Source organism: Natronorubrum aibiense, from assembly GCF_009392895.1.
GTDB lineage: Archaea > Halobacteriota > Halobacteria > Halobacteriales > Natrialbaceae > Natronorubrum > Natronorubrum aibiense.
Genome location: NZ_CP045488.1, coordinates 3,174,698 through 3,193,584 on the forward strand (window position 1 = coordinate 3,174,698; position 18,887 = coordinate 3,193,584).

Below are 18,887 nucleotides of genomic sequence, written 5' to 3' on the forward strand. Positions count from 1 at the left end.
ATGCACAATCGTGCGATGAACACGAGTTTTTTATCCGTGCCGACCCCATCGAAGATATGAATCGCGGTCTCGGTGCCCCTGAGATGACTCACCTTCGGCTCCTCGTCATCGGTTCGTCGCCGTGGCTGCAGACGGCGACGGCCGCACTCGAGAACGGAGACGTGACGGTTCGTGGGCCGCTCGAAGCGAACGCCGAACTCGAGGCGGACACACTCGACGGCGTGGACTGTCTGCTGACCGACGAACCCGACGTGCTCGCTGCCATCGAACCGGCGTGTGCGGTCGTCTGTGCCGTCGAGTCTGTGGATAGCAAGATACTCGATCGCCTGCAAGACCGAGGTGTGACCGACGTCGTTCGGACATCGACGGTCGACACGCCGGCGCTGCTCGAACATCGGCTACAGCAGGCCGCCCAGTTCGAGACGACGCGCCGGACGCTCTCCCGACAGGAGACGCGGTGTCAGACGCTGCTCGAGCAGTCCTCGGATCTGCTGGTCATCACCGACGTCGACGGCACGATCACGTCCATCGGGCCATCGGCCGAACAGGTGCTCGGCACGAACCCGGAGACGGTGCGCGACACCTCGTTTGTGGCACACGTTCATCCGGAGGATACGACAGTGGTCCGAAGCGCACTCGAGGACCTTCGCGGACGGGAAACGGGCGCGCAGACGACCGTCGAGTACCGGTTTCAACACGCGGACGACGGCTGGTTCGTTCACGAAGCCGTCCTCACGAACTGGCTCGAGGCAGACGACGAGATCGTCATCTCGATCCGAGACGTTACGGACCGTCATCAGGTCGAACGGGAACTTGACGACTCGTTCGAACGGGTGACGGACGCGTTCTGTGCGCTCGACGCCGACCGACGACTGACGTATCTCAACGACCAAGCCGCGTCCCTCCTCGACGTCGAGTCGGCAGCGGTGCTCGGCAACGACTTCCTCGAGGAATTCCCCGACCTGCAAGGCACGGACTTCCACGACGCGGCGATCGAGGCGATGCGGACCCAAGAACACACGTCGCTCGAGGGCTACTACGAACCCACCGACCGCTGGTACGACGTCGGACTGTATCCCTCGCCGTCGGGGCTGTCGATCTACTTCCGGGACGTTACCGAGCGAATCGAGCGCGAACGGGCACTCGCCGCCCGGACGGAGCGACTGGAAACGCTCGTCGAGAACGTCCCCGTCGTGCTCTTCGTCGTCGACACCGACGGGACAATCACCCTCGCCGAAGGTCGTGCGCTCGAGCGCATCGATGGCTGTGGCCCCGACCTCGTTGGCGAGTCGGTGTTCGACGTGTTCGACGCTCACTCGACCATCCTCGAGGATGCACGAACCGCACTCGACGGCCACGCTGCCCACTCCGTGACAGTGCTCGGTGATCGCGTCTTCGAAGCGTGGTGGCAACCGATCGCCGCGGACGACACTGACGCCGTTGGGCGCGTGATCGGAACGGCCGTCGATGTCACCGAGCGCACGCAGTACCAGGAGACGCTCAACGTTTTGCACGAAGCCACGAGACATCTCCTGACCGTCGAATCGAAACAGGCCGCCTGCGAGTACATGGTCGACGTCGCCGCTGACGTCCTCGATCTCGAGAGCGTCGTCTACCGCTTCGACGAGCAGCAAAACGAACTGCTGCCGGCCGCCTACGCGCCGGGACTCGAGTCGACGGTCGGTGCGCCTCCTCGACTCGAGCCGACTGAGAGCATCACCTGGCAGACGTTCATCAGCGACACGCCCTCCCGATTCGACGACGTCAGGGAGTCGCCGTCGGTGTACGATGCGACGACGGCCGCCCGCAGCGGGCTCTACGTTCCGATCGGTGAACACGGCGTCCTCGTCGCGCTCGATCCCGACCCCGGTCAGTACGATGACGAGACGTTCGAACTCGCCCAACTGTTCGCCGCGACCGCCGAAGCCGCGCTCGATCGGATCGAGCGCACCCATCGGCTCCACCGGCGCGAACGAGAACTCGAGCAGCAAAACGCCCACCTCGAGCGACTGAACGACGCGAACGAGGTGCGACAGGATATCGAGCAACTGCTGTTGATGGCCGACTCCCGAACCGAGATCGAACAGGGGATCTGTGAGCGCCTCGCCGCCCTCGAAACCTGCTCGTTCGTCTGGATCGGCGAACCCGATCCGAGCGGGAATCAACTCCACAGGCGCACGCAGGCTGGCCACGACCGCGACTATCTCGACGCGATCACGGTGACGACTGTCGACGACTCCGCGGCCGAACCGACGGGGCGAGCAGCCCGGACGCTGGATACGGTGTACGTCGAGAACATCGCCGGCGCGGTTCGCGATGGCACCTGGCGAGTCGAAGCTCTCTCGCGGAACATCCAGTCCGTCTACACCGTCCCGCTCGTGTACGACGACTTCCTCTACGGCGTCGTCTCGCTCTACGGCGACGATCGAGACGCGTTCGACGCGCCGCTTCGCTCGATGCTCGAGGAACTCGGCGAGACCATCGGCTACGCCATCGACGCGGTCAAGCGAAAGCGCGCACTGCAGACCGACGGCGTCGCCGCGGTCGAACTCGAACTCGAACTGGAAGCCGAGACCCCACTGTGCCGACTCGCCGAGCGGCTGGCTACCCGCGTCGAGTACGAGGGAGAGACGATGCGAGCGGACGGCTCGTCGATGGTGTTCGCCACCGTCGACGCCGACGTCGTTCCCGACGACGTCGCGACACTCGAGGACCTCGAGGGCGTTCGAACCGTCTCGGTGATCGCTGAAACGGGCGCGGAGACGCTGCTCCAACTGCAGTGTCCGGACCCGTTTCTCGGCTCCGCCGTCGACACACAGGGCGGAACGCTTCGGTCGTTCGTCACCGACACCACCGACAACCGGGCGATCGTCGACGTCCCGGAGTCGATCGAGATCAGGGACGTCGTAACGGGCCTCGGCCGTCGCGGATTTCCGGCGTCGCTGGTCGCCCGTCGCGAGCAGTCGACGGCCGACCTGTCGACGATCGACATCGCCACGCGGAACTCGCTGCTCGAGCGACTGACCGACCGCCAGCGGGAGGTCGTCCAGACGGCTTACCACGGCGGCTTCTTCGAGTGGCCCCGCCAGACCACCGGCGAATCTCTCGCGGATTCGCTCGAGATTTCGCCACCCGCGTTTCACAAACACGTCAGAGCCGCCGAGCAGAAGCTCTTTACCGCGCTGTTCGACGGGTCTTCGAACCGTGGTTAACTGATTAACCACTCGCGGCAGCTCTAGTTATACAGTTAACAATCAAATTCATTACTTCGACTCGTGAAGAGAGCGTTGTCTTCCCATTGGTTGGGGGTGTGCAGAATCAATGACTGAAATGACTCCACGTTCATCGTCTCTGTCGACAGACGACTGCTACACTGTACAGTACGATCGACTCGATACTGAACCACTGAGCGTCGCCATCGTCGACGCCGTTGCGACGTTCTGCGACGAAGAGATAACCGCACTCGAGCCGCTTCACTATACGGTCAACACTGACGCGCTGGAGCGACTGTTCGAACCACGTGCGAACGGGCTTCGATCCGGTGGGTCTGTCGCATTCGAGTACCACGACTGTCTGGTGACCGTCAGCGCTGACGGCGAGATCACCGTCGAATCGAACTCGTTCGACCGCTACTGAGACGGTTCGGTGAGAGTAGTCGTCCCGTCTCGAGGAGCGGTCACAATCGTGTTTTCGATACCAGTTACTGCCGAACAGTCGTTCGACTGCGACTCGAGTCTCAACGGCTCCCCAATCGAACCTGTTTCGGCGTTATCACTCGTCTTCGACTCCTGATGTATGTAAGAAGCATGCCCGGGGAGGGCTCCGAACCCTCGATCTCCGCATGTCCCAGGTCCGAGGCTCGGCAGAGTCCTCGAGGGGACACGGAGGCTTCCAAGGCGAAACCGCACCGAATCTCTGAACCCTATGAGTGCGGCGCTATGTCCAGCTAAGCCACCCGGGCTCACTTTCTCGTAGTGCCGTCTGTTTCTTTAACCTTCTCATTCCGTCCGGGCGTGTAACGCCGACCCACGGATTTATCACACGGCCTTCCCAACTACCCGCGCATGAGCGTTCCCGGAATCGTCCACTCTACTCTGGATGGCGAGGATATCGCCGCGCGGGTCTCTCTTGGCGGTGACGACGAACTGTTTATCACCCCCTCGAGCACCCTCGTCTACAACTCCGAAGGCCTCCTGAGCGACGAATCGGTCGATGAATACCCCCACGACGCCGATCGACTGACGCTCTCGGAAGGGCGACGCAAAACTGCATTCACGCTCGAATACCCACTCGAGGGGACCAAGAAATTCACCGTTCCCGCGAGCAAGACCGACGCAGTCCTCCATCCGGTGCTCGCCGGCGTATTGAACGGCAACGGGATCACCGAGCCGGGCGAAACGGTCGTCCAGACCTACCGTTTTAGCGAACTGACGTTGATAATCACGAGCGATCGGCTGGTCAAACACATCGGTGCGGCGGTCTGGGACGGCGACTACGAAGAGTACCAGTTCGAAGATGTGACCGGACTGGCCTTCGAAGATGGCAGCGTCGCCACCCAGATCGTTCTCACGGTCGAGGGCCGTCCCCAGCGGATCAAAGCGCCCAACGAGGAAGCGAACGATCTCCGGGAACGGCTCAAGCGTGCACTGTTCGAGTACCACGACGTCGGCTCGCTCGAGCAACTCAACGAAGTGGTGGGCGACGGCGAGTCGGAACCGGATCGTGGCCGTGCGTCGGTCGACTTCGGCGACGGCGTCGACCCGCTCGATGCGAACCCGCCCGAACTGGATGCTGACGTCGGCAGCGACACCGCCGATGACGCGACCGAGCCAACCCCCGCCGCATCCGACCCCCTTGCAGAGGGGGCGACGGCCGCCGGCACAGCCGAGCCCGAACCCGAGGCACAAACGCACACCTCCGACACAGGCGAGACGAGTGTCGGGCACGTCCAGCAAGACCCCTCGCAGGCTCGGCCGAGCGAAGCGAACGCATCTACACAAGCGGAGCCAGACACCGAACCGGCGGATACCTCAGTCGAGATGCTGACAGACACATCGCCCGAACCGACGACTGATCACGCCGATGCCGACGCCGTCGCGGCTGCGTCAGACAGCGCTCGAGCGGACCGTCCTGTCGACCTCGAGACGACCCCGTTTCTCGGTGACGACAGCGACACTGCGACGGACACCGACGACGCCCCCGCAGACGTCGATCAGGTCTCCAACACGGAACTCCTCGAGCGCCTCGAGTCACTCGAGGCGACCGTCGACCGACAGACGGAGACGATCGAGCGCCAACAGCAGACGATCGAGCAGCTAATCGCGGAACTACGCACACGTCGGTAACTGCCTCGAGACCTCGGCCTGTCGACACAGCGCCGGTACCTTGCGTGTCAGTCCTCGCGTCCCGTCACTTTCCGGATACACGAGGAGCCGAACGGTCCCAGTTCGCCGGCGTCGAGGTTGATGAAGTAGCCCGTCGACAGTCCCGAACCACAGCGCTGGCACGAGAAGTCACCTTCTTTCGTAACAACGTCCTGCTCGAAGCGTACGTATTGGCGGCTCTTCGGCCGGATGATTCCGTCCTCGCGATCGATGATCCCCCGGAGTTCCGCCTCGTCGAGAATCGTTCGCGTCACCGTCGGATCGCTCGTCACCGTCTCGATCCGGTCGATGATCTCGGGAAGCGGGAGCGACTCGTGTTCGAGTCGCTCGAGCAGCGCCAGTCCGAGTGCGACCCGGTCGTCGTCGGCATCAACGGCCGTGTCGGTCCCGGGCTCGTCACGGTCCATCGGTGTGTGGTGTCGGCCCGGCACGAATAAACGTTGTGTCGCGACCCGCAGAGACACAATAGTTTCAACACTCGAGGAAAAACTGTGACCGATGTCGGTATCGCCGAAACGAGGGCGACAGCTCGCCGCTGCAGTCGTATTCGGGACGATCGTCGTCGCGAGCGTCCTCGTTTCCCCGGGCGAACTGTTCGGGGTCGTCGAGTCGATCGCTGCCGATCCCTATCTGTTCGGGCTCGTTGTGATCGGTCTCTATCTTCTGCGACCGCTGTTCGTTCTGCCGACGACGCCGCTCGCGGTCGTCGTCGGCTACGGCTACGGCGTCGCCCTCGGGGTTCCGGTCGCGCTGGTCGGCGTCGTCACGACCGTCGTTCCCGTCTTTCTCGCTGCACGCTGGCTCGGCGCTGGAGCGACAGAGACAGCCACAGCGTTGCGGGGTGGCTGGTTTGGGGCACTACTCGAGCGAACTGGAACGACCGTCTCACGGTACTACGAGACTGCGGGACCGGTCCGCGGTGTCGTCGTCTCGCGGCTGGCACCGATCCCGTCGGACGTCTCGACGTGTGCGGCGGCGGTCAGCGATGTCCGACTTCGCGAACTCGTGGTCGGGACGGCCATCGGCGAACTGCCGTGGACGATCGCGGCGGTCGTCGTCGGTGCGTCGACGGCGACGGTGACGACGGACGGACTCGGCGAACTCGGCGTGCCACTGACGGTTGGCTGTCTGCTCGCTGCGATGGCGTTGCTCGCCGGACCCGTGTATCGACTCGTTCGATCGTGGCGACGCCAGCGGACTGTCGACTCATAACGAAACCGGACTCGAGTCGACTAGATTCAGACGGCAGCAGAGAATATAGTAGCCACTGAAAGTCAATGCACACCGCATCGCACGACGGCTGTGCGATGCGTGTGTAAATCGTTTCAGTTGTTACTATAGGTTGCCGACAAAACCCGATCAGTTGCTCGTGTGGTCGTCGTCCGACAACTCGAGGTCGGGCTCCTCGCCGCGGTGGGCTGCGAGCGCTTCCTCGATCGTCAACTCACCCGACGCGACTCGCCGAGCAAGCAGTTCGTCGATCGCCCGGTTTTCCTCGCTCTGTTCGCGCGAGCGGTCTTTGATTACCTGGAGCTCGCCCGCCGTCGGCTCGATCTCTCGCGTGTCGACGACCTCGCCCTCAAGGCGCGCGATGTTGACGGCCGCGAGCACGTCACCCATTCCTCGCGTCCCCGTGCCCAGGTAGGGCGTCGTGCCGGTTTCGTCGACGAGTTCGACTCGCACGTCCTCCAAGTCGTTGACGAGCTTCGACCCCTGAATCCGTGAGCCGTCGCCGATGCGGACGATGGGAGCGGTCGCCTTGGCCGCCTCGCGCTGGATCACGTCGACGGCGTCCGAAAGGGGCACCTGAAAGGCGGCGACGACCATCTCTCCCGCGAGGATAGCGATGCCGGGTTTGCGGCCCGGATCGACGCCGATGATCGTTCGACCGCCGTTCCCTCGAACGGCGGTGAGCGCCTGATCGACGGCGCGTCTCGGGGCGTCCGGCTCCGCGACGATCGTCGTCGCGTCCTCGAACGCGTCGGCGTGGTCGGAGCCGGTAACGACGACCGTCGTTCGGTCCGGTAACTCGGCGTCCGGCTCGACGGTCGTAAACTCGGTCCCACGGTCGCGGAGTTCGGTGACGACGCCGTGGTAGACCTCGAAATCTTCGGTGGCGACGACGATCACACGCCGGTCTTCGACGCGAACGTGAATAAACGTACGCGAATCCGGTTCGTCGATCGGTCACTGCGAGGGACTCGAGCGCTCGGTTCCGGGGCCTTTTTCCTCGGTACCTGCAAACTCGAACCGTGAACGACGAGCCGATCCCGACCGGCTGTGGTCCGGTCGACGAGTTACTCGGTGGTGGGTTCGAGCGCGGGACCGTTACGCAACTGTACGGCCCGCCAGCCGCGGGCAAGACCAATCTGGCACTCTCCGCAGCCGTCGAGACGGCCGCCGACGGCGGCACTGCGGTCTACATCGACACCGAAGGCGTCTCAGTCGATCGATTCCAGCAGCTGTTGTCTGCCCGCGTCGACGACGGCGATCTCGAGGCCGTCGCTTCGAGGATCGTCATCGAAGACGCGCTCGATTTCGAGGAACAGGCCGAAGCCGTCCGCGATGCCGAAGGGTTCGCTGAACGAGCGGACCTGATCGTCCTCGACAGCGCAACCGGCTTCTATCGCCTCGAGCGAACTGCAGACGGGAACGAAGGTGACGCGCTGCGAAGCGTCGCCCGACAGGTGACCCATCTCCTCTCGCTGGCCCGGAAACACGAGCTGGCGGTCGTGCTCACGAATCAGGTCTTTTCGGACCCCGACGCCGACCGCACGCGCGCGCTCGGTGGAAATACGCTCGAGCACTGGACCGGCGTCGTCCTTCGACTCGAGCGATTTCGCGGCGGGAACCGACGGGCGACCCTCGAGAAACACCGCTCGAAGTCGGCTGGCGAATCGGTGCAGTTCCGGATTACGGATCGCGGCCTCGAGGGCGGTGCCGAGTCGCCGCGGCGCTAACTCCTCGATAGCTGTCTCCCGAACAGTTACCGGACGTCCGGCTGGTCTGGACACGATACATGAACGATTCGTCGGCCCGCGTCGAGCAGCCACTCACGGAGTCGTCGCGAAGAAAAACTGCGGCTGGTTCGGAGGTGGGACGACCTCGAGGGGATGGCGACGGGGTCTTTCCGGGCGTTGCAGCCGGTGGCGCGACGGCCCGATTACAGCTCGTTCAGCTTCCGCAGGAGTTGGCCGCGGTACTCCTCGTCGCTCGTGATGCCTTTGATCTCTAAGACGTTGCGCTCGAGTTTGTCGATGGCGACGCGGAAAGCGTTCTCCGCACCGTAGCCCTCGCCGGTGCCGGCGACCTGTCCTTTGTTCGTCCGCAGTCGAATCTGACACTGGACGAGTGGGGTGCCACGGAGTTTCTCGTTGTGCTCGTGGAAGCGCACGTGGGCGTGCATCACCTGCATGTCGGCGTACTTATCCGAGACGTCCTCGATGCTCTGGACGATCGACTCTCGAGTGATCGTATCGAGCATCGAGATGTTGGTAATCTGGACGTCCATGTGTTCTTCTTCGGTGAACGTCAGCGCCCGCAGGACGTCCGTCTTGGTGATGACGCCGATGACGACGCGGTCGTCGTCCTTGGGCGTGACCATCAGCCCGGCGTAATCCTGCTCGAGCATCTGCTCGACGGCGGCTTTGGCCGTCGTGTCGAGCGTCGTCGTCGCGACGGGACTGGTCATAATGTCGTAGATGGGGACGTCGAGCAGTCGCTGGGAGTCGCCGACGCGGTCGCCGGTCGTCGTCGTGTGGTTCTCTCGGATGACGAAGTCGGCGATGTCGTGAGTCGTGACGACGCCGGAGAGGTAGCCGTTTTCGTTGACGACGGGCAGGCGAGAGATGCCGTGCTCTCGGAGGTGGTTGATCGCCTTGCCGATCCCGTCGTCTTCCGCGAGCGTGACCGGATCGTCCGAGTAGACGTCCTCGACGGTGAGCGTATCGAGGTTCTCGAGGACGGCCTCGAGGATCGCATCGTCGCTGATGACGCCCCAGAGGTCGCCGTGTTCGAACACCGGCGCGACCTTCGAGTTGCTCTCGATCAGGACGCGTGCGGTCTCCCGGACGTCCTCGTTCCGATCGACTTTTGGTGCCGGCGAGTTGCGGCTAGGTTTGATCAGCGCCGAGACTTTGGCGTCGTCTTCGACGTGTGACTGGAGGACCTCTCGTTCGCTGATGACGCCTTCGTACTCCCCGTCATCGGTAACGATAATTCCCTTGGGATTGCCGTTGTCAAAGGTCGAACGGACCTTTCCCATACGCGTGCCAACGTCGACTTCGATATATTCCGTGGTAGCGATATCAGCGATATTCATCGTCCTATTTCAGTATACTCACGCCGGGGTTTTGAACATACCGCACGTTCTAGCTGGGTGGGTTCACGCCGGGTGTTTTTGCATGGGACGTTGTATTCTGTATATGGCACCTGATATCAGCGTCTTCGGGCGATACACCTACCTCGTAACGGAGCTGTTCTGGGGAGCCGTCGCCGTCCTGTTGCTTCGGCGTGCGGACGCGCTCCGAAAAGCCGCTATCACGATCCTCGCACTGTACCCCGTCGCCTACGTCTGGGATCGCTACACGCTCGCCGTCGGCGTCTTCGACATCAACCTCCGAACAGGGATCGATATCGCTGGCATCCCGCTCGAGGAACACCTCTTTATGGCCGTCGTGCCGGGACTCGTTATCGGCTTTCACGAGACGATCTTCGGCGATGAACAGTCATAATCGCTATCAGGAACGCGTGTCAGTCGCTGCAACTGACCACGACTGCCTTATTCGGGCACCACGTTCCGTGAGATGATGGATCGACGTCCTGCAGCCGCCTCGCCCGACGGTGACCGCTCGGATCGGGCCGTCATCGGTGCACTCCTTCGGTTTTTCGTCGCTGTCGCCGTCGTCGGCGCACTCGCCCTTGGAACTGCAGTGCTGGCACCGACCGTTCTCGAGGATCTCGGCGTCGACGACACCGAGTTCACGGTCCCTGATTCGGTCGACACGGACTCGTTGCCGTCACCGAGTTCAGATCCGCCGCCGGCCGGCGAGCGCAACCCCTCAGTAACCGATCCGGCCGATCCGAACGAGTCGACTTATCAGACTGACGTCGAGACGGTCGACTCCGCCACCGTCGAGGACTTCGTCCACGCCGAGGTCAACGATCGGCGGGCCGAGCACGGACTCGAGCCACTCGAGTGGGACGGGACGGTCGCGTCCGTCTCCCGCGCCCACAGCTACGATATGGCTGATCGGGAGTACTTTGACCATACCAATCCCGACGGGCAAGCACCGATGGACCGCTTTACCGACGTCGACGACTACTGTCGGGGCTACGGCGAGAACATCGCTCAGACGTGGGTCGATCGACCCGTCGAAGACCCCGGAACCGGCGACACCGTCCAGCACCAGACTGCAGAAGGACTCGCGACCGGGCTCGTCAATCAGTGGATGAACTCTACGCCACACCGACAGGCGATCCTCGAGGAGGGCAACACACCCGCTTGGGACCGCGGTGGCGTCGGCGTTTATATCGCCGACGACGGATCGGTCTACGCATCGCACAACTTCTGTGTCGAGTGGTGATCGCGACGCACTGGCGGTACGGTCGACTGGAAACAAAACCAGAAACTGCGGTCGACTGACAGACCTTTGGTGCTGGCCGTCGTCGTCTTGGCATGGACGTCTCTGAGACGCTCACCACGGTTTATCAGACGGCGAACGACCGCGACATCTCCTTTCTCGCGGCCGGATTCGCCTACTACGCGTTCGTCTCGCTGATCCCGCTGGTCTTGCTCGCACTCGTCGTCGGTTCGTTACTCGGCGGAGAAGACGCGGCTGAGCGGCTGATCCTCGTCGCCGGTGATTTCCTCCCTGCCGCGGGTGAAGATCTCGTCACCGACGCGTTGACGACCGAATCCGGGCGCGCAGAAGCGACCGTCGTCGCGCTGGTCGTCGCCACCTGGGGTGCGCTCAAGGTCTTTCGCGGCCTCAGCCTCGCGTTCGATAAGGTCTACGACGAAGTCGCCGAAGACACGCTCGTCGACCAGATCAAAGACGGACTCACCGTAATCGTCGCTGGTGCGGGCGCGATGGCGTTGATGATCGTGATCGGGACGATCCTCGGGTTCGCCGCCGATCTCGTGCCGTTTGCCGGCCTGTTGAGTTGGGTCACGCTACTGATCGGACTCGTACTCGTGTTTCTGCCGATCTACTACGTCCTCCCGCCCGTTCCGGTGACGGTCACTGACGTTCTCCCCGGCGCCATCTTCGCTGCCGTGGGCTGGACGATTCTTCAGGTCGGGTTCCAGCTCTATGCCGCCAACGCCGGCCAGTATCAGGCCTACGGGGCAGTCGGCGTCGTCTTGCTCTTCGTCACCTGGCTGTATTTCGCCGGCATGTTGATCCTCTTTGGCGCGGTGCTCAACGTCGTGCTCTCGAGACCAGCGCTGGCCGAGCAGTCAGCCTGAGCCACTCCCGCTCGAGTGTGCCGTTCGGCCGTCGTTAATCCGAATGCAGTCACTCGTTGTGACGGTTCCACTGGGGAACAGTTATGGTCCCTGCAGGGACAGACGTGCACAATGAGCGACGAGCAGCCCTCTACGGACGAGTCAGCAGCCGACTCAAGCGGGTCGACCGACGCTGACAACGACTCGAGTGACAGTCTCGAGCCCGGCGGCGGCCCCCAACGCGTCGTCTCCGAACAAAGCGTCGACGACATCCTCGCCTCGCTCGACGAGACGAAATCGGCGGCCGACGACTCGAGCGACGCAGCCGACGGCACGGCGACCGAAACGGACGACTCCGTGATGACCGAGTTCGACGAAACCGACATTCCAGCGGCCGATTCGGTCGACGACGAAGCCGACGAGGACAGTAGCCAGCCCAACAGTGCGATAGACCACGAGGACAGCGCCAACGTGACAACGGCACCGACATCAACCGAACGAGTGGCCGACGACGCCGCTGCCGGCTCTACAGCCGAGACGGGTATCGACTCCGCGACGGCGATCGATGCGGCGGCGACGGCGATCCCCGACGACACGGATCTGGACGACGACGCCTCACTCGGGGACCTCGCGGCCCGCATCGAAGACGGCACCGTCACCGGCGCGGACGTCCGTACCGCCGAGGCGGGTTCGGGACGCGAATCGACGCCCGAGGTCGACGAGATCGACCTCTCGATGGACGACCTCGAAGCGACGCAGGCGCAGTCGACACCCTCAAACGACGAGAGAGGGCCTGCAGCATCCGGCATCGGCGATGATGCCGGTCCACTCGCCGGTTCGATCGAGAGCGACGACGGCGACGAAGCGGATGCAGGGGAGGCGACCGGTTTGGTCGGTCGGATTAAGCGGTGGTTCAGTGGGTGAACCGAGCGATCTCGGGGCAGTCTGTCCGCACCGACGGTAGATGTGACGGTATATTTACAATATGGGCTGAGAAAAACAGCGGTATGAATCCCGGTCGATTCGTTTCCGTCTGATTCCTCTATATCGGTGCATTGCTCCTCCTCTCGTTTCTTTTTGGTGTCGCGTCGGGTGAGTTGCAAGTCGGACTCTCCGCAGCGACGTTCGGCGCACTCGTCCCGAGTATTGCGGCGCTCTTTATCGGCGTTCACCGGATCAACAACCCAGCAGAAGAGACGTGGCCGGCCGAGTACGGCGCATGGACGTACGTCGCGTCCCTCTTTCTGGTAGGGATGACTGGCTGGTTGGTGTACACCTTGATTTGGTAGGTTCCGAGGACAGGCTCTCGGCATCCGCCGCCAGAGTCGGCAGCGACTCATCCGGTCTGCTGTGCGTCGGTCCCGGTGCGACCGAAGACGGATCGTGATCGCGCCGGTAATTCGGTACGGTGGTCCGTATTAACCGACCAGCGAGATCAGCAGGAACAGCGATCCCATCGAGAGCAGCGTCGTCACGAAGACGTTCAGCGACGCGAACTCGGTGTCGCCGCCGAGTTCGGCCGCGAAGACGAACGTCGAGACCGCCGTCGGCGTGGCAAACATCACGACTGCTGCAGTGAACGTCGCCGCGTCGACGGCCAGCGCGGAGAAGACGACCCACGCGAGGGCTGGCATGCAGACGATTTTCAGTGCCACGACGCTGCCGGTCGCACCGTAGTCGACCGCCGGTAGGTCGACCTCGAGTGAGGCCCCGACACAGAGCAGCGCGAGCGGGAGCGCCAGCGAGCCGACGATATCGAGGCCGGTCGCGGCGGGGCCGGGGACTGAGAGACCGAGCGAGCCGACCGACAGGCCGGCGAGCAGGGTCAGCAAGACCGGGTTCGTCGCCAGCTCGCGCAGTTTCGCGCCGATCGCGGCGTCGGCACCGTTGAGCGTCGAGAGGATCAGCACCGACAGCGGCAACTGGACCAACGTCACGACTCCGAGGATCACGCTGGCAATCGCCGTCACCGTCTGGTCGAAAGTTGCGGCGATGAGCGGCACGCCGAGATAGCCGATGTTCGAGTGATACGACTGGATTACGGCCACGCTCTGACGGTCCTTCGAGTCGCGGTTCCGATGCACGAGCCACGCGACTCCCGCCGTCACGAACAGAACGAGCAACAGCCCCCCGACCAGCGCCGTCGACAGAAGCGTCCCAATCGCCTGCTCGTACGTGGAGACGAAGATCAGCGCCGGCAGCGCGACGTAGTAGGCCACAGCGTTCAATCGCGTCGTCCGGCCGGCGTCGAGGATACCAGTCGCTCGCAGTCCGGTTCCGAGAAGCAAGACGACGAGCAATGCCAGCAGCCGACCGAGAACCTCCATACACGGCTCGAGTCGACTCGCACGTTTTTACCGTTCGGTTGGGGTTGTCAGTGAGAACATCTCTCAGGATTCGATGGCAACAACTCGACCGGTGAGACTCGAGCGTGGCAGTATCGCTACGCCTCGCTCGTTGTATTAGTTCGTCAGAAATGGGTTGGGGCAGATTTGAACTGCCGGCCTCCTCCATGTCAAGGAGGTGTCATAACCAGACTAGACCACCAACCCGCCTGGTTTCGCTTCCGTGGCGTCCGTCGCCACCTCGTCTGCATTCAATCGTTGCCCGCCACGGTAATTGAAGGTTTCGAATCGGAATCCGTTCGGGTGGGAGCCCCACGCATCCCGCCGACACGCTTAAGTCGATGTACTCATTTGAACATTACAAGACAACTACGTACATTGGTGTTCACTATGCAGGAATACGTCGAACGGGTGACTGAGGGTCAGGACTTGACACAAGCGGAGGCTCGAGCGGCCTCGACGGCGGTGTTCGAGGACGCAACGGAGGCACAGATCGGCGCACTGCTTGCGGCACTGCGTGCGAAAGGCGAAACGGAAGCGGAGATCGCCGGCTTCGCGGAAGGGATGCGCGAGGCGGCCCGAACGATCTCGCCTGACCGTGAGCCGCTGGTCGACACCTGTGGAACGGGCGGGGACGACTACAACACGATCAACGTCTCGACGACGAGTGCGATCGTCGCCGCCGGTGCGGGCGTCCCGATCGCAAAACACGGCAACTACTCTGTCTCCTCGTCGTCGGGCAGCGCCGACGTCCTCGAGGTGGCCGGCGTCAACGTCGAGGCCGAGCCACCGGCCGTCGAAGAAGCGATCGAACGCGACGGCATCGGATTCATGCTCGCGCCGGTGTTCCACCCCGCGATGAAAGCCGTCATCGGGCCGCGCAAGGAACTCGGTATGCGCACGGTGTTCAACGTCCTCGGGCCGCTGACCAACCCCGCGGGCGCGGACGCGCAGGTCGTCGGCGTCTACGATTCCGACCTCGTCCCCACACTGGCGGCAGCACTCGCCCGGATGGACGTCGAGCGCGCACTTGTCGTCCACGGCGCAGGCACCGACGAGATCGCCATCCACGGCGAGACGGCCGTCGCCGAAGTCGACGGCGATGACGTCGAACAGTACACGCTCGAGCCGTCCGATCTCGGCCTCGAGGCCCACGACATCGCGGACATCGCGGGCGGGACACCACAGGAGAACGCCACGGACATGCGCGGCATCGTTGCAGGCGACGTCACGGGCGCGAAACGCGACGTTATCCTCGCGAACGCGGGCGCAGCGATCTACGTCGCGGGCGAGGCCGACTCGCTCGAGGCGGGGGCCGACGCTGCCCGTGAGGCGATCGAATCCGGCGACGCGGCCGCGAGGTTCGAGCACCTCTGTGAGGGAGTCTCCGAACAGGTACAGCGATGACGCGCGTGAAGGTCTGCGGGCTGACGACCGAGGACGACCTCGAGACGGCAGTTGACGCGGGCGTCGACGCGGTTGGGTTCATCTGTGACGTCACCGTCGACACGCCACGCGAAGTCTCGGTCGACCGCGCTCGAGAACTCGTCGCAGCCGTTCCGCCGTTCGTGACCGCGGTGCTCGTGACGATGCCCTCGAGCCCCGAACGTACGCTCGAACTGGCCGACGCGGTCGGTCCGGACGCCCTCCAGATTCACAGCACCCTCGGGCCGGCGGACCTCGCAGCCGTCCGGTCGGAACTCGACACACAGCTGCTGTACGCGATCGACGCCGACGACGCGACGGATGCGGCGGCCTACGACGACACCGCCGACGCCCTGCTCGTCGACACGCCAGCCGAAGACGGCGGTGGCGGCACGGGAGAGACCCACGATTGGGACCGAACCCGGCGAGCCGCTCGCGACCTCGAGTCGCCACTGATCCTCGCGGGTGGGCTCACCCCGGACAACGTCGTCGACGCGATTCGGACGGTCGAGCCGTTCGCCGTCGACGTCGCAAGCGGGGTCGAAGCCGCCGATGGCAGCAAGGACCCGGCCGCAGTACACTCGTTCGTCGACCGAGCCATGACCGCCCACCGAGCGGTCGAGCCGGACTCGTCCCAGCTCCCATGACTGACGCAAACTCTCCATCAGACCCGACGCCGACGCTAGATATCGACCGCGAGCGCTTCCGCGCGTATGCGGACGAACGCGAGGACCAGCCGACAGTCGTCCGTGCGGTCGCGACACTCGAGGTCGAGACGACGCCGCTTGCAGCCTACGCCGCCCTCACCGGCCGCTCGCCCTCGAGCGACCGCGAGCGAGCGCCCTACGCCTTCTTGCTCGAGAGCGCGGAGAAGACCGCCTCGAGCGACCCGGACGGCGCGTTCCGGCCGAGTTCGACGCGAGCGGACCGCCACGCGCGCTACTCCTACGTCGGCTACGATCCGGACGCCGTCGTCACGGTCGACCCGGATGGGACGACCGTCGAGGCGCTGAGTGACGATGCGCCGCTGGAGCTCGTCGAGACCGACGTTGAGGGCGACACCGTCGACGCGCTTCGGGCGGCGATGCCCGACGTGCACTTCCCGAACGCACCCGAGTACGACCGCCAGCACCTGACCGGCGGCCTGGTCGGCTTTCTCGCCTACGACGCGGTCTACGACCTCTGGCTCGAGGAGGTCGGCCTCGAGCGACCCGACTCGCGGTTCCCGGACGCCCAGTTCGTCCTGACGACGAAGACGCTCGCGTTCGACGAACACGAGGGGACAGTCTCGCTGGTCTATACGCCGGTTCTCGAGGCCGGCGACGATCCCGACGCGGTCTACGATGACCTCCTCGAGGAGGCACGCGCGGTCGCAGAAACGCTGCGAACGGCCGACGAACCGGAGACGGGCGGGTTCGTCAGCGAGCGAGAGATCGCCGGCCCCAAAGACGAGTACGAGGAGAGCGTCCGGAAAGCCAAAAAACACGTCCTCGACGGTGACATCTATCAGGGCGTCATATCCCGAACGCGAGAGCTTTACGGCGACGTCGACCCGCTTGGGTTCTACGAAGCGATGCGCGACGTGAACCCGTCGCCGTACATGTACCTGCTCGACCACGACGACTTGACCGTCGTCGGCGCGAGCCCCGAGACGCTGGTCTCCGTGCGCGGGCGCGAAGTGATGTCGAACCCCATCGCCGGAACCTGCGACCGGGGCTCGAGTCCCGTCGAAGACCGCCGGCTGGCCGGCGAGATGCTGGCCGACGAGAAAGAGCGCGCCGAACACACGATGTTGGTCGATCTGGCGCGAAACGACGTCCGACGCGTCTCGGAGGCCGGATCGGTTCGCGTCGACGAGTTCATGAACGTCCTCAAGTACAGCCACGTCCAGCACATCGAATCGACCGTGACTGGAGCGCTGGCGGTGGACGCCGATGCCTTCGACGCCACACGCGCGTCGTTCCCCGCCGGCACGCTCTCTGGTGCGCCGAAGATCCGCGCGATGGAGATCATCGACGCCCTCGAGGCCGAGCCACGCGGGCTCTACGGCGGCGGCGTCGGCTACTACTCCTGGACGGGCGATGCGGATTTCGCGATCGTGATCAGAACCGCAACCGTAGAGGACGAGAGTGACCGAGACCGGATTACCGTTCAGGCCGGTGCCGGGCTGGTCGCCGACAGCGACCCCGAAGCCGAGTACGAGGAGACCGAGAAGAAGATGGGTGGCGTGCTCGCCGCACTCGAGGCGATCGAGACACCCGCCGAGGGCGACGAGGACGGGGCGATCGATGCCCTCGAGGGAACGCCGGAGGTGAGCCGATGACCGCGACGGGCGAAGAGTTGGCTGTCGATGCAGATGCGGAAGCGCTGACGGTGTTGTTCATCGACAACTACGACTCGTTTACCTACAACCTCGTCGAGTACGTCAGCCAACTACCGGGCACCGAGACGGACATCCTGAAAAACACCGCCTCGCTCGAGGACGTCCGCGCCGTCGACCCGGACGCGATCGTCATCAGTCCGGGGCCGGGCCATCCGAAAAACGACCGCGACGTCGGCGTCACGATGGAAGTGCTTTCCGAACTCACCGAGATCCCGACGCTCGGCGTCTGTCTCGGCCTCGAGGCCGCGGTGTACGCCTACGGTGGCACTGTCGGCCGAGCACCCGATCCGATCCACGGCAAGGCCTCGGCGGTCGACCACGACGGCGAGGGCGTCTTCAAGGGCTTGGAACAGGGCTTCCGGGCCGGCCGCTATCACTCGCTGGTCGCGACCGAAGTGCCCGACTGTTTCGAGGTGTCGGCGACGGCCGAACACGGTTCGGAGACGCTCGTCATGGGCGTTCGCCACCGCGAGTACCCACTCGAGTGCGTGCAGTTCCACCCAGAAAGCGTCCTGACGGCGGTCGGCCACGACGTGATCGAGAACTTCCTCGAGACTGTCTGACCACTGTCACGTTCGGCAGCAAACGATAGCAGAAGAGGCGTTCAATCGATCGGTTTAGACACCAGGGAGCAACTCGAGCGTGCCAGTTGCCCACAGCGCGGCGAGTACGACCGCGGCGACGATACCGAGTCGGACGGCCAGTTTGATCGCGATGCGGATCGCAACGACGGCGACCGCAAAAGCAGCCAGCCCCGCCAGAATGAGCAGGATCGTCGAGGAGGTCAGCGGTTCGAACATACCGGACCCACGGTGCTACAGGGACGTAATCTTTCTGGATGTCATGAGAGAGAACTATTCGTGAGTATCACGAAACGTGATGTGACGGCACTGGTGACTACC

The 18,887-nt window shown here is 63.9% G+C and carries 19 protein-coding genes and 2 tRNA genes; 14 read left to right on the forward strand and 7 right to left on the reverse strand.

Features of this window, described 5'->3' with window-relative positions; genetic code table 11:
• Positions 1–56: 56 nt before the first annotated feature.
• Both GCU68_RS15715 and GCU68_RS15720 read left to right on the forward strand, forming a co-directional pair.
• Complete coding sequence (locus GCU68_RS15715) at positions 57–3,212, forward strand: GAF domain-containing protein (protein ID WP_152943187.1); 3,156 nt, start codon at positions 57–59, stop codon at positions 3,210–3,212.
• A 109-nt stretch (positions 3,213–3,321) separates the two neighbouring features.
• A complete protein-coding gene (locus GCU68_RS15720; RefSeq protein ID WP_152943189.1) occupies positions 3,322–3,636 on the forward strand; it encodes a HalOD1 output domain-containing protein in 315 nt (104 codons plus the stop codon).
• A 171-nt stretch (positions 3,637–3,807) separates the two neighbouring features.
• Here the strand turns inward: GCU68_RS15720 and GCU68_RS15725 are convergent.
• Positions 3,808–3,961: transfer RNA gene (locus GCU68_RS15725), tRNA-Met, on the reverse strand.
• A 103-nt stretch (positions 3,962–4,064) separates the two neighbouring features.
• Here GCU68_RS15725 and GCU68_RS15730 point away from each other — a divergent pair.
• On the forward strand, positions 4,065–5,345 hold the full coding sequence (locus GCU68_RS15730) for a DUF7115 domain-containing protein (RefSeq protein WP_152943192.1): 1,281 nt from the start codon (positions 4,065–4,067) through the stop codon (positions 5,343–5,345).
• Positions 5,346–5,392: 47 nt separating this feature from the next.
• On the opposite strand, the gene GCU68_RS15735 is transcribed toward GCU68_RS15730, so the two are convergent.
• Positions 5,393–5,791: a DUF5830 family protein gene (locus GCU68_RS15735; RefSeq protein WP_152943193.1), complete on the reverse strand. Its 399-nt coding sequence runs from the start codon at positions 5,789–5,791 to the stop codon at positions 5,393–5,395.
• Positions 5,792–5,882: 91 nt separating this feature from the next.
• On the opposite strand from GCU68_RS15735, the gene GCU68_RS15740 reads away from it, so the two are divergent.
• On the forward strand, positions 5,883–6,596 hold the full coding sequence (locus GCU68_RS15740) for a TVP38/TMEM64 family protein (RefSeq protein ID WP_152943195.1): 714 nt from the start codon (positions 5,883–5,885) through the stop codon (positions 6,594–6,596).
• A 147-nt stretch (positions 6,597–6,743) separates the two neighbouring features.
• On the opposite strand, the gene GCU68_RS15745 is transcribed toward GCU68_RS15740, so the two are convergent.
• Positions 6,744–7,514, reverse strand: coding sequence for a hypothetical protein (locus GCU68_RS15745; protein WP_152943197.1), 771 nt, complete (start codon positions 7,512–7,514; stop codon positions 6,744–6,746).
• Between the two features lie 122 nt (positions 7,515–7,636).
• On the opposite strand from GCU68_RS15745, the gene radB reads away from it, so the two are divergent.
• The gene (radB, locus tag GCU68_RS15750; RefSeq protein WP_152943199.1) at positions 7,637–8,344 is read left to right on the forward strand and encodes a DNA repair and recombination protein RadB; all 708 of its coding nucleotides are present in this window, start codon (positions 7,637–7,639) and stop codon (positions 8,342–8,344) included.
• Positions 8,345–8,547: 203 nt separating this feature from the next.
• Here the strand turns inward: radB and GCU68_RS15755 are convergent, their stop codons facing one another.
• Positions 8,548–9,705 carry a CBS domain-containing protein gene (locus GCU68_RS15755; protein WP_152943201.1) on the reverse strand — a complete coding sequence of 386 codons (1,158 nt, stop codon included), beginning with the start codon at positions 9,703–9,705 and terminating at the stop codon, positions 8,548–8,550.
• A 103-nt stretch (positions 9,706–9,808) separates the two neighbouring features.
• Between GCU68_RS15755 and GCU68_RS15760 the strand changes: the two genes are divergently transcribed.
• The 5 genes from GCU68_RS15760 to GCU68_RS15780 all read left to right on the forward strand — a co-directional run bounded on the left by GCU68_RS15760 (position 9,809) and on the right by GCU68_RS15780 (position 13,121).
• The gene (locus GCU68_RS15760; RefSeq protein WP_152943203.1) at positions 9,809–10,117 is read left to right on the forward strand and encodes a lycopene cyclase domain-containing protein; all 309 of its coding nucleotides are present in this window, start codon (positions 9,809–9,811) and stop codon (positions 10,115–10,117) included.
• 72 nt (positions 10,118–10,189) lie between these two features.
• Positions 10,190–10,969 (forward strand): CAP domain-containing protein, encoded by a 780-nt coding sequence (locus tag GCU68_RS15765; protein ID WP_152943205.1) that lies wholly within the window; start codon positions 10,190–10,192, stop codon positions 10,967–10,969.
• Between the two features lie 92 nt (positions 10,970–11,061).
• Positions 11,062–11,853 (forward strand): YihY/virulence factor BrkB family protein, encoded by a 792-nt coding sequence (locus GCU68_RS15770; RefSeq protein ID WP_152943207.1) that lies wholly within the window; start codon positions 11,062–11,064, stop codon positions 11,851–11,853.
• Positions 11,854–11,964: 111 nt separating this feature from the next.
• Positions 11,965–12,756, forward strand: a complete 792-nt coding sequence (locus GCU68_RS15775) for a hypothetical protein (protein WP_152943209.1) — start codon at positions 11,965–11,967, stop codon at positions 12,754–12,756.
• A 131-nt stretch (positions 12,757–12,887) separates the two neighbouring features.
• Positions 12,888–13,121: a hypothetical protein gene (locus GCU68_RS15780; protein ID WP_152943211.1), complete on the forward strand. Its 234-nt coding sequence runs from the start codon at positions 12,888–12,890 to the stop codon at positions 13,119–13,121.
• 129 nt (positions 13,122–13,250) lie between these two features.
• Here GCU68_RS15780 and GCU68_RS15785 read toward each other — a convergent pair whose 3' ends face one another.
• On the reverse strand, positions 13,251–14,159 hold the full coding sequence (locus tag GCU68_RS15785) for an AEC family transporter (protein WP_152943213.1): 909 nt from the start codon (positions 14,157–14,159) through the stop codon (positions 13,251–13,253).
• Between the two features lie 150 nt (positions 14,160–14,309).
• Positions 14,310–14,384, reverse strand: a tRNA-Val gene (locus GCU68_RS15790).
• 183 nt (positions 14,385–14,567) lie between these two features.
• Between GCU68_RS15790 and trpD the strand changes: the two genes are divergently transcribed.
• Genes trpD through trpG form a run of 4 tightly spaced genes read left to right on the forward strand, consistent with a single transcriptional unit; the run spans position 14,568 to position 18,548 of the window.
• On the forward strand, positions 14,568–15,584 hold the full coding sequence (gene trpD / locus GCU68_RS15795) for an anthranilate phosphoribosyltransferase (RefSeq protein ID WP_152943215.1): 1,017 nt from the start codon (positions 14,568–14,570) through the stop codon (positions 15,582–15,584).
• Positions 15,581–16,249, forward strand: coding sequence for a phosphoribosylanthranilate isomerase (locus GCU68_RS15800; protein ID WP_152943217.1), 669 nt, complete (start codon positions 15,581–15,583; stop codon positions 16,247–16,249). The genes trpD and GCU68_RS15800 overlap by 4 nt, the downstream gene beginning before the upstream one ends.
• Positions 16,246–17,925 carry an anthranilate synthase component I gene (gene trpE, locus GCU68_RS15805; protein WP_152943218.1) on the forward strand — a complete coding sequence of 560 codons (1,680 nt, stop codon included), beginning with the start codon at positions 16,246–16,248 and terminating at the stop codon, positions 17,923–17,925. Before GCU68_RS15800 ends, trpE begins: the two co-directional genes overlap by 4 nt.
• Positions 17,922–18,548 (forward strand): anthranilate synthase component II, encoded by a 627-nt coding sequence (trpG, locus tag GCU68_RS15810; protein WP_152943220.1) that lies wholly within the window; start codon positions 17,922–17,924, stop codon positions 18,546–18,548. The genes trpE and trpG overlap by 4 nt, the downstream gene beginning before the upstream one ends.
• Positions 18,549–18,602: 54 nt before the next feature.
• Here trpG and GCU68_RS15815 read toward each other — a convergent pair whose 3' ends face one another.
• Complete coding sequence (locus GCU68_RS15815) at positions 18,603–18,785, reverse strand: hypothetical protein (protein WP_076608239.1); 183 nt, start codon at positions 18,783–18,785, stop codon at positions 18,603–18,605.
• Positions 18,786–18,887: the final 102 nt, after the last annotated feature.

Coding starts and splice junctions, on each gene's coding strand:
- GCU68_RS15715 (WP_152943187.1), top strand. CDS start 57: ATGAATCGCGGTCTCGGTGCCCCTGAGATGACTCACCTTCGGCTCCTC.
- GCU68_RS15720 (WP_152943189.1), top strand. CDS start 3,322: ATGACTGAAATGACTCCACGTTCATCGTCTCTGTCGACAGACGACTGC.
- GCU68_RS15730 (WP_152943192.1), top strand. CDS start 4,065: ATGAGCGTTCCCGGAATCGTCCACTCTACTCTGGATGGCGAGGATATC.
- GCU68_RS15735 (WP_152943193.1), bottom strand. CDS start 5,791: ATGGACCGTGACGAGCCCGGGACCGACACGGCCGTTGATGCCGACGAC.
- GCU68_RS15740 (WP_152943195.1), top strand. CDS start 5,883: ATGTCGGTATCGCCGAAACGAGGGCGACAGCTCGCCGCTGCAGTCGTA.
- GCU68_RS15755 (WP_152943201.1), bottom strand. CDS start 9,705: ATGAATATCGCTGATATCGCTACCACGGAATATATCGAAGTCGACGTT.
- GCU68_RS15760 (WP_152943203.1), top strand. CDS start 9,809: ATGGCACCTGATATCAGCGTCTTCGGGCGATACACCTACCTCGTAACG.
- GCU68_RS15765 (WP_152943205.1), top strand. CDS start 10,190: ATGATGGATCGACGTCCTGCAGCCGCCTCGCCCGACGGTGACCGCTCG.
- GCU68_RS15770 (WP_152943207.1), top strand. CDS start 11,062: ATGGACGTCTCTGAGACGCTCACCACGGTTTATCAGACGGCGAACGAC.
- GCU68_RS15775 (WP_152943209.1), top strand. CDS start 11,965: ATGAGCGACGAGCAGCCCTCTACGGACGAGTCAGCAGCCGACTCAAGC.
- GCU68_RS15785 (WP_152943213.1), bottom strand. CDS start 14,159: ATGGAGGTTCTCGGTCGGCTGCTGGCATTGCTCGTCGTCTTGCTTCTC.
- trpD (WP_152943215.1), top strand. CDS start 14,568: ATGCAGGAATACGTCGAACGGGTGACTGAGGGTCAGGACTTGACACAA.
- GCU68_RS15800 (WP_152943217.1), top strand. CDS start 15,581: ATGACGCGCGTGAAGGTCTGCGGGCTGACGACCGAGGACGACCTCGAG.
- trpE (WP_152943218.1), top strand. CDS start 16,246: ATGACTGACGCAAACTCTCCATCAGACCCGACGCCGACGCTAGATATC.
- trpG (WP_152943220.1), top strand. CDS start 17,922: ATGACCGCGACGGGCGAAGAGTTGGCTGTCGATGCAGATGCGGAAGCG.
- GCU68_RS15815 (WP_076608239.1), bottom strand. CDS start 18,785: ATGTTCGAACCGCTGACCTCCTCGACGATCCTGCTCATTCTGGCGGGG.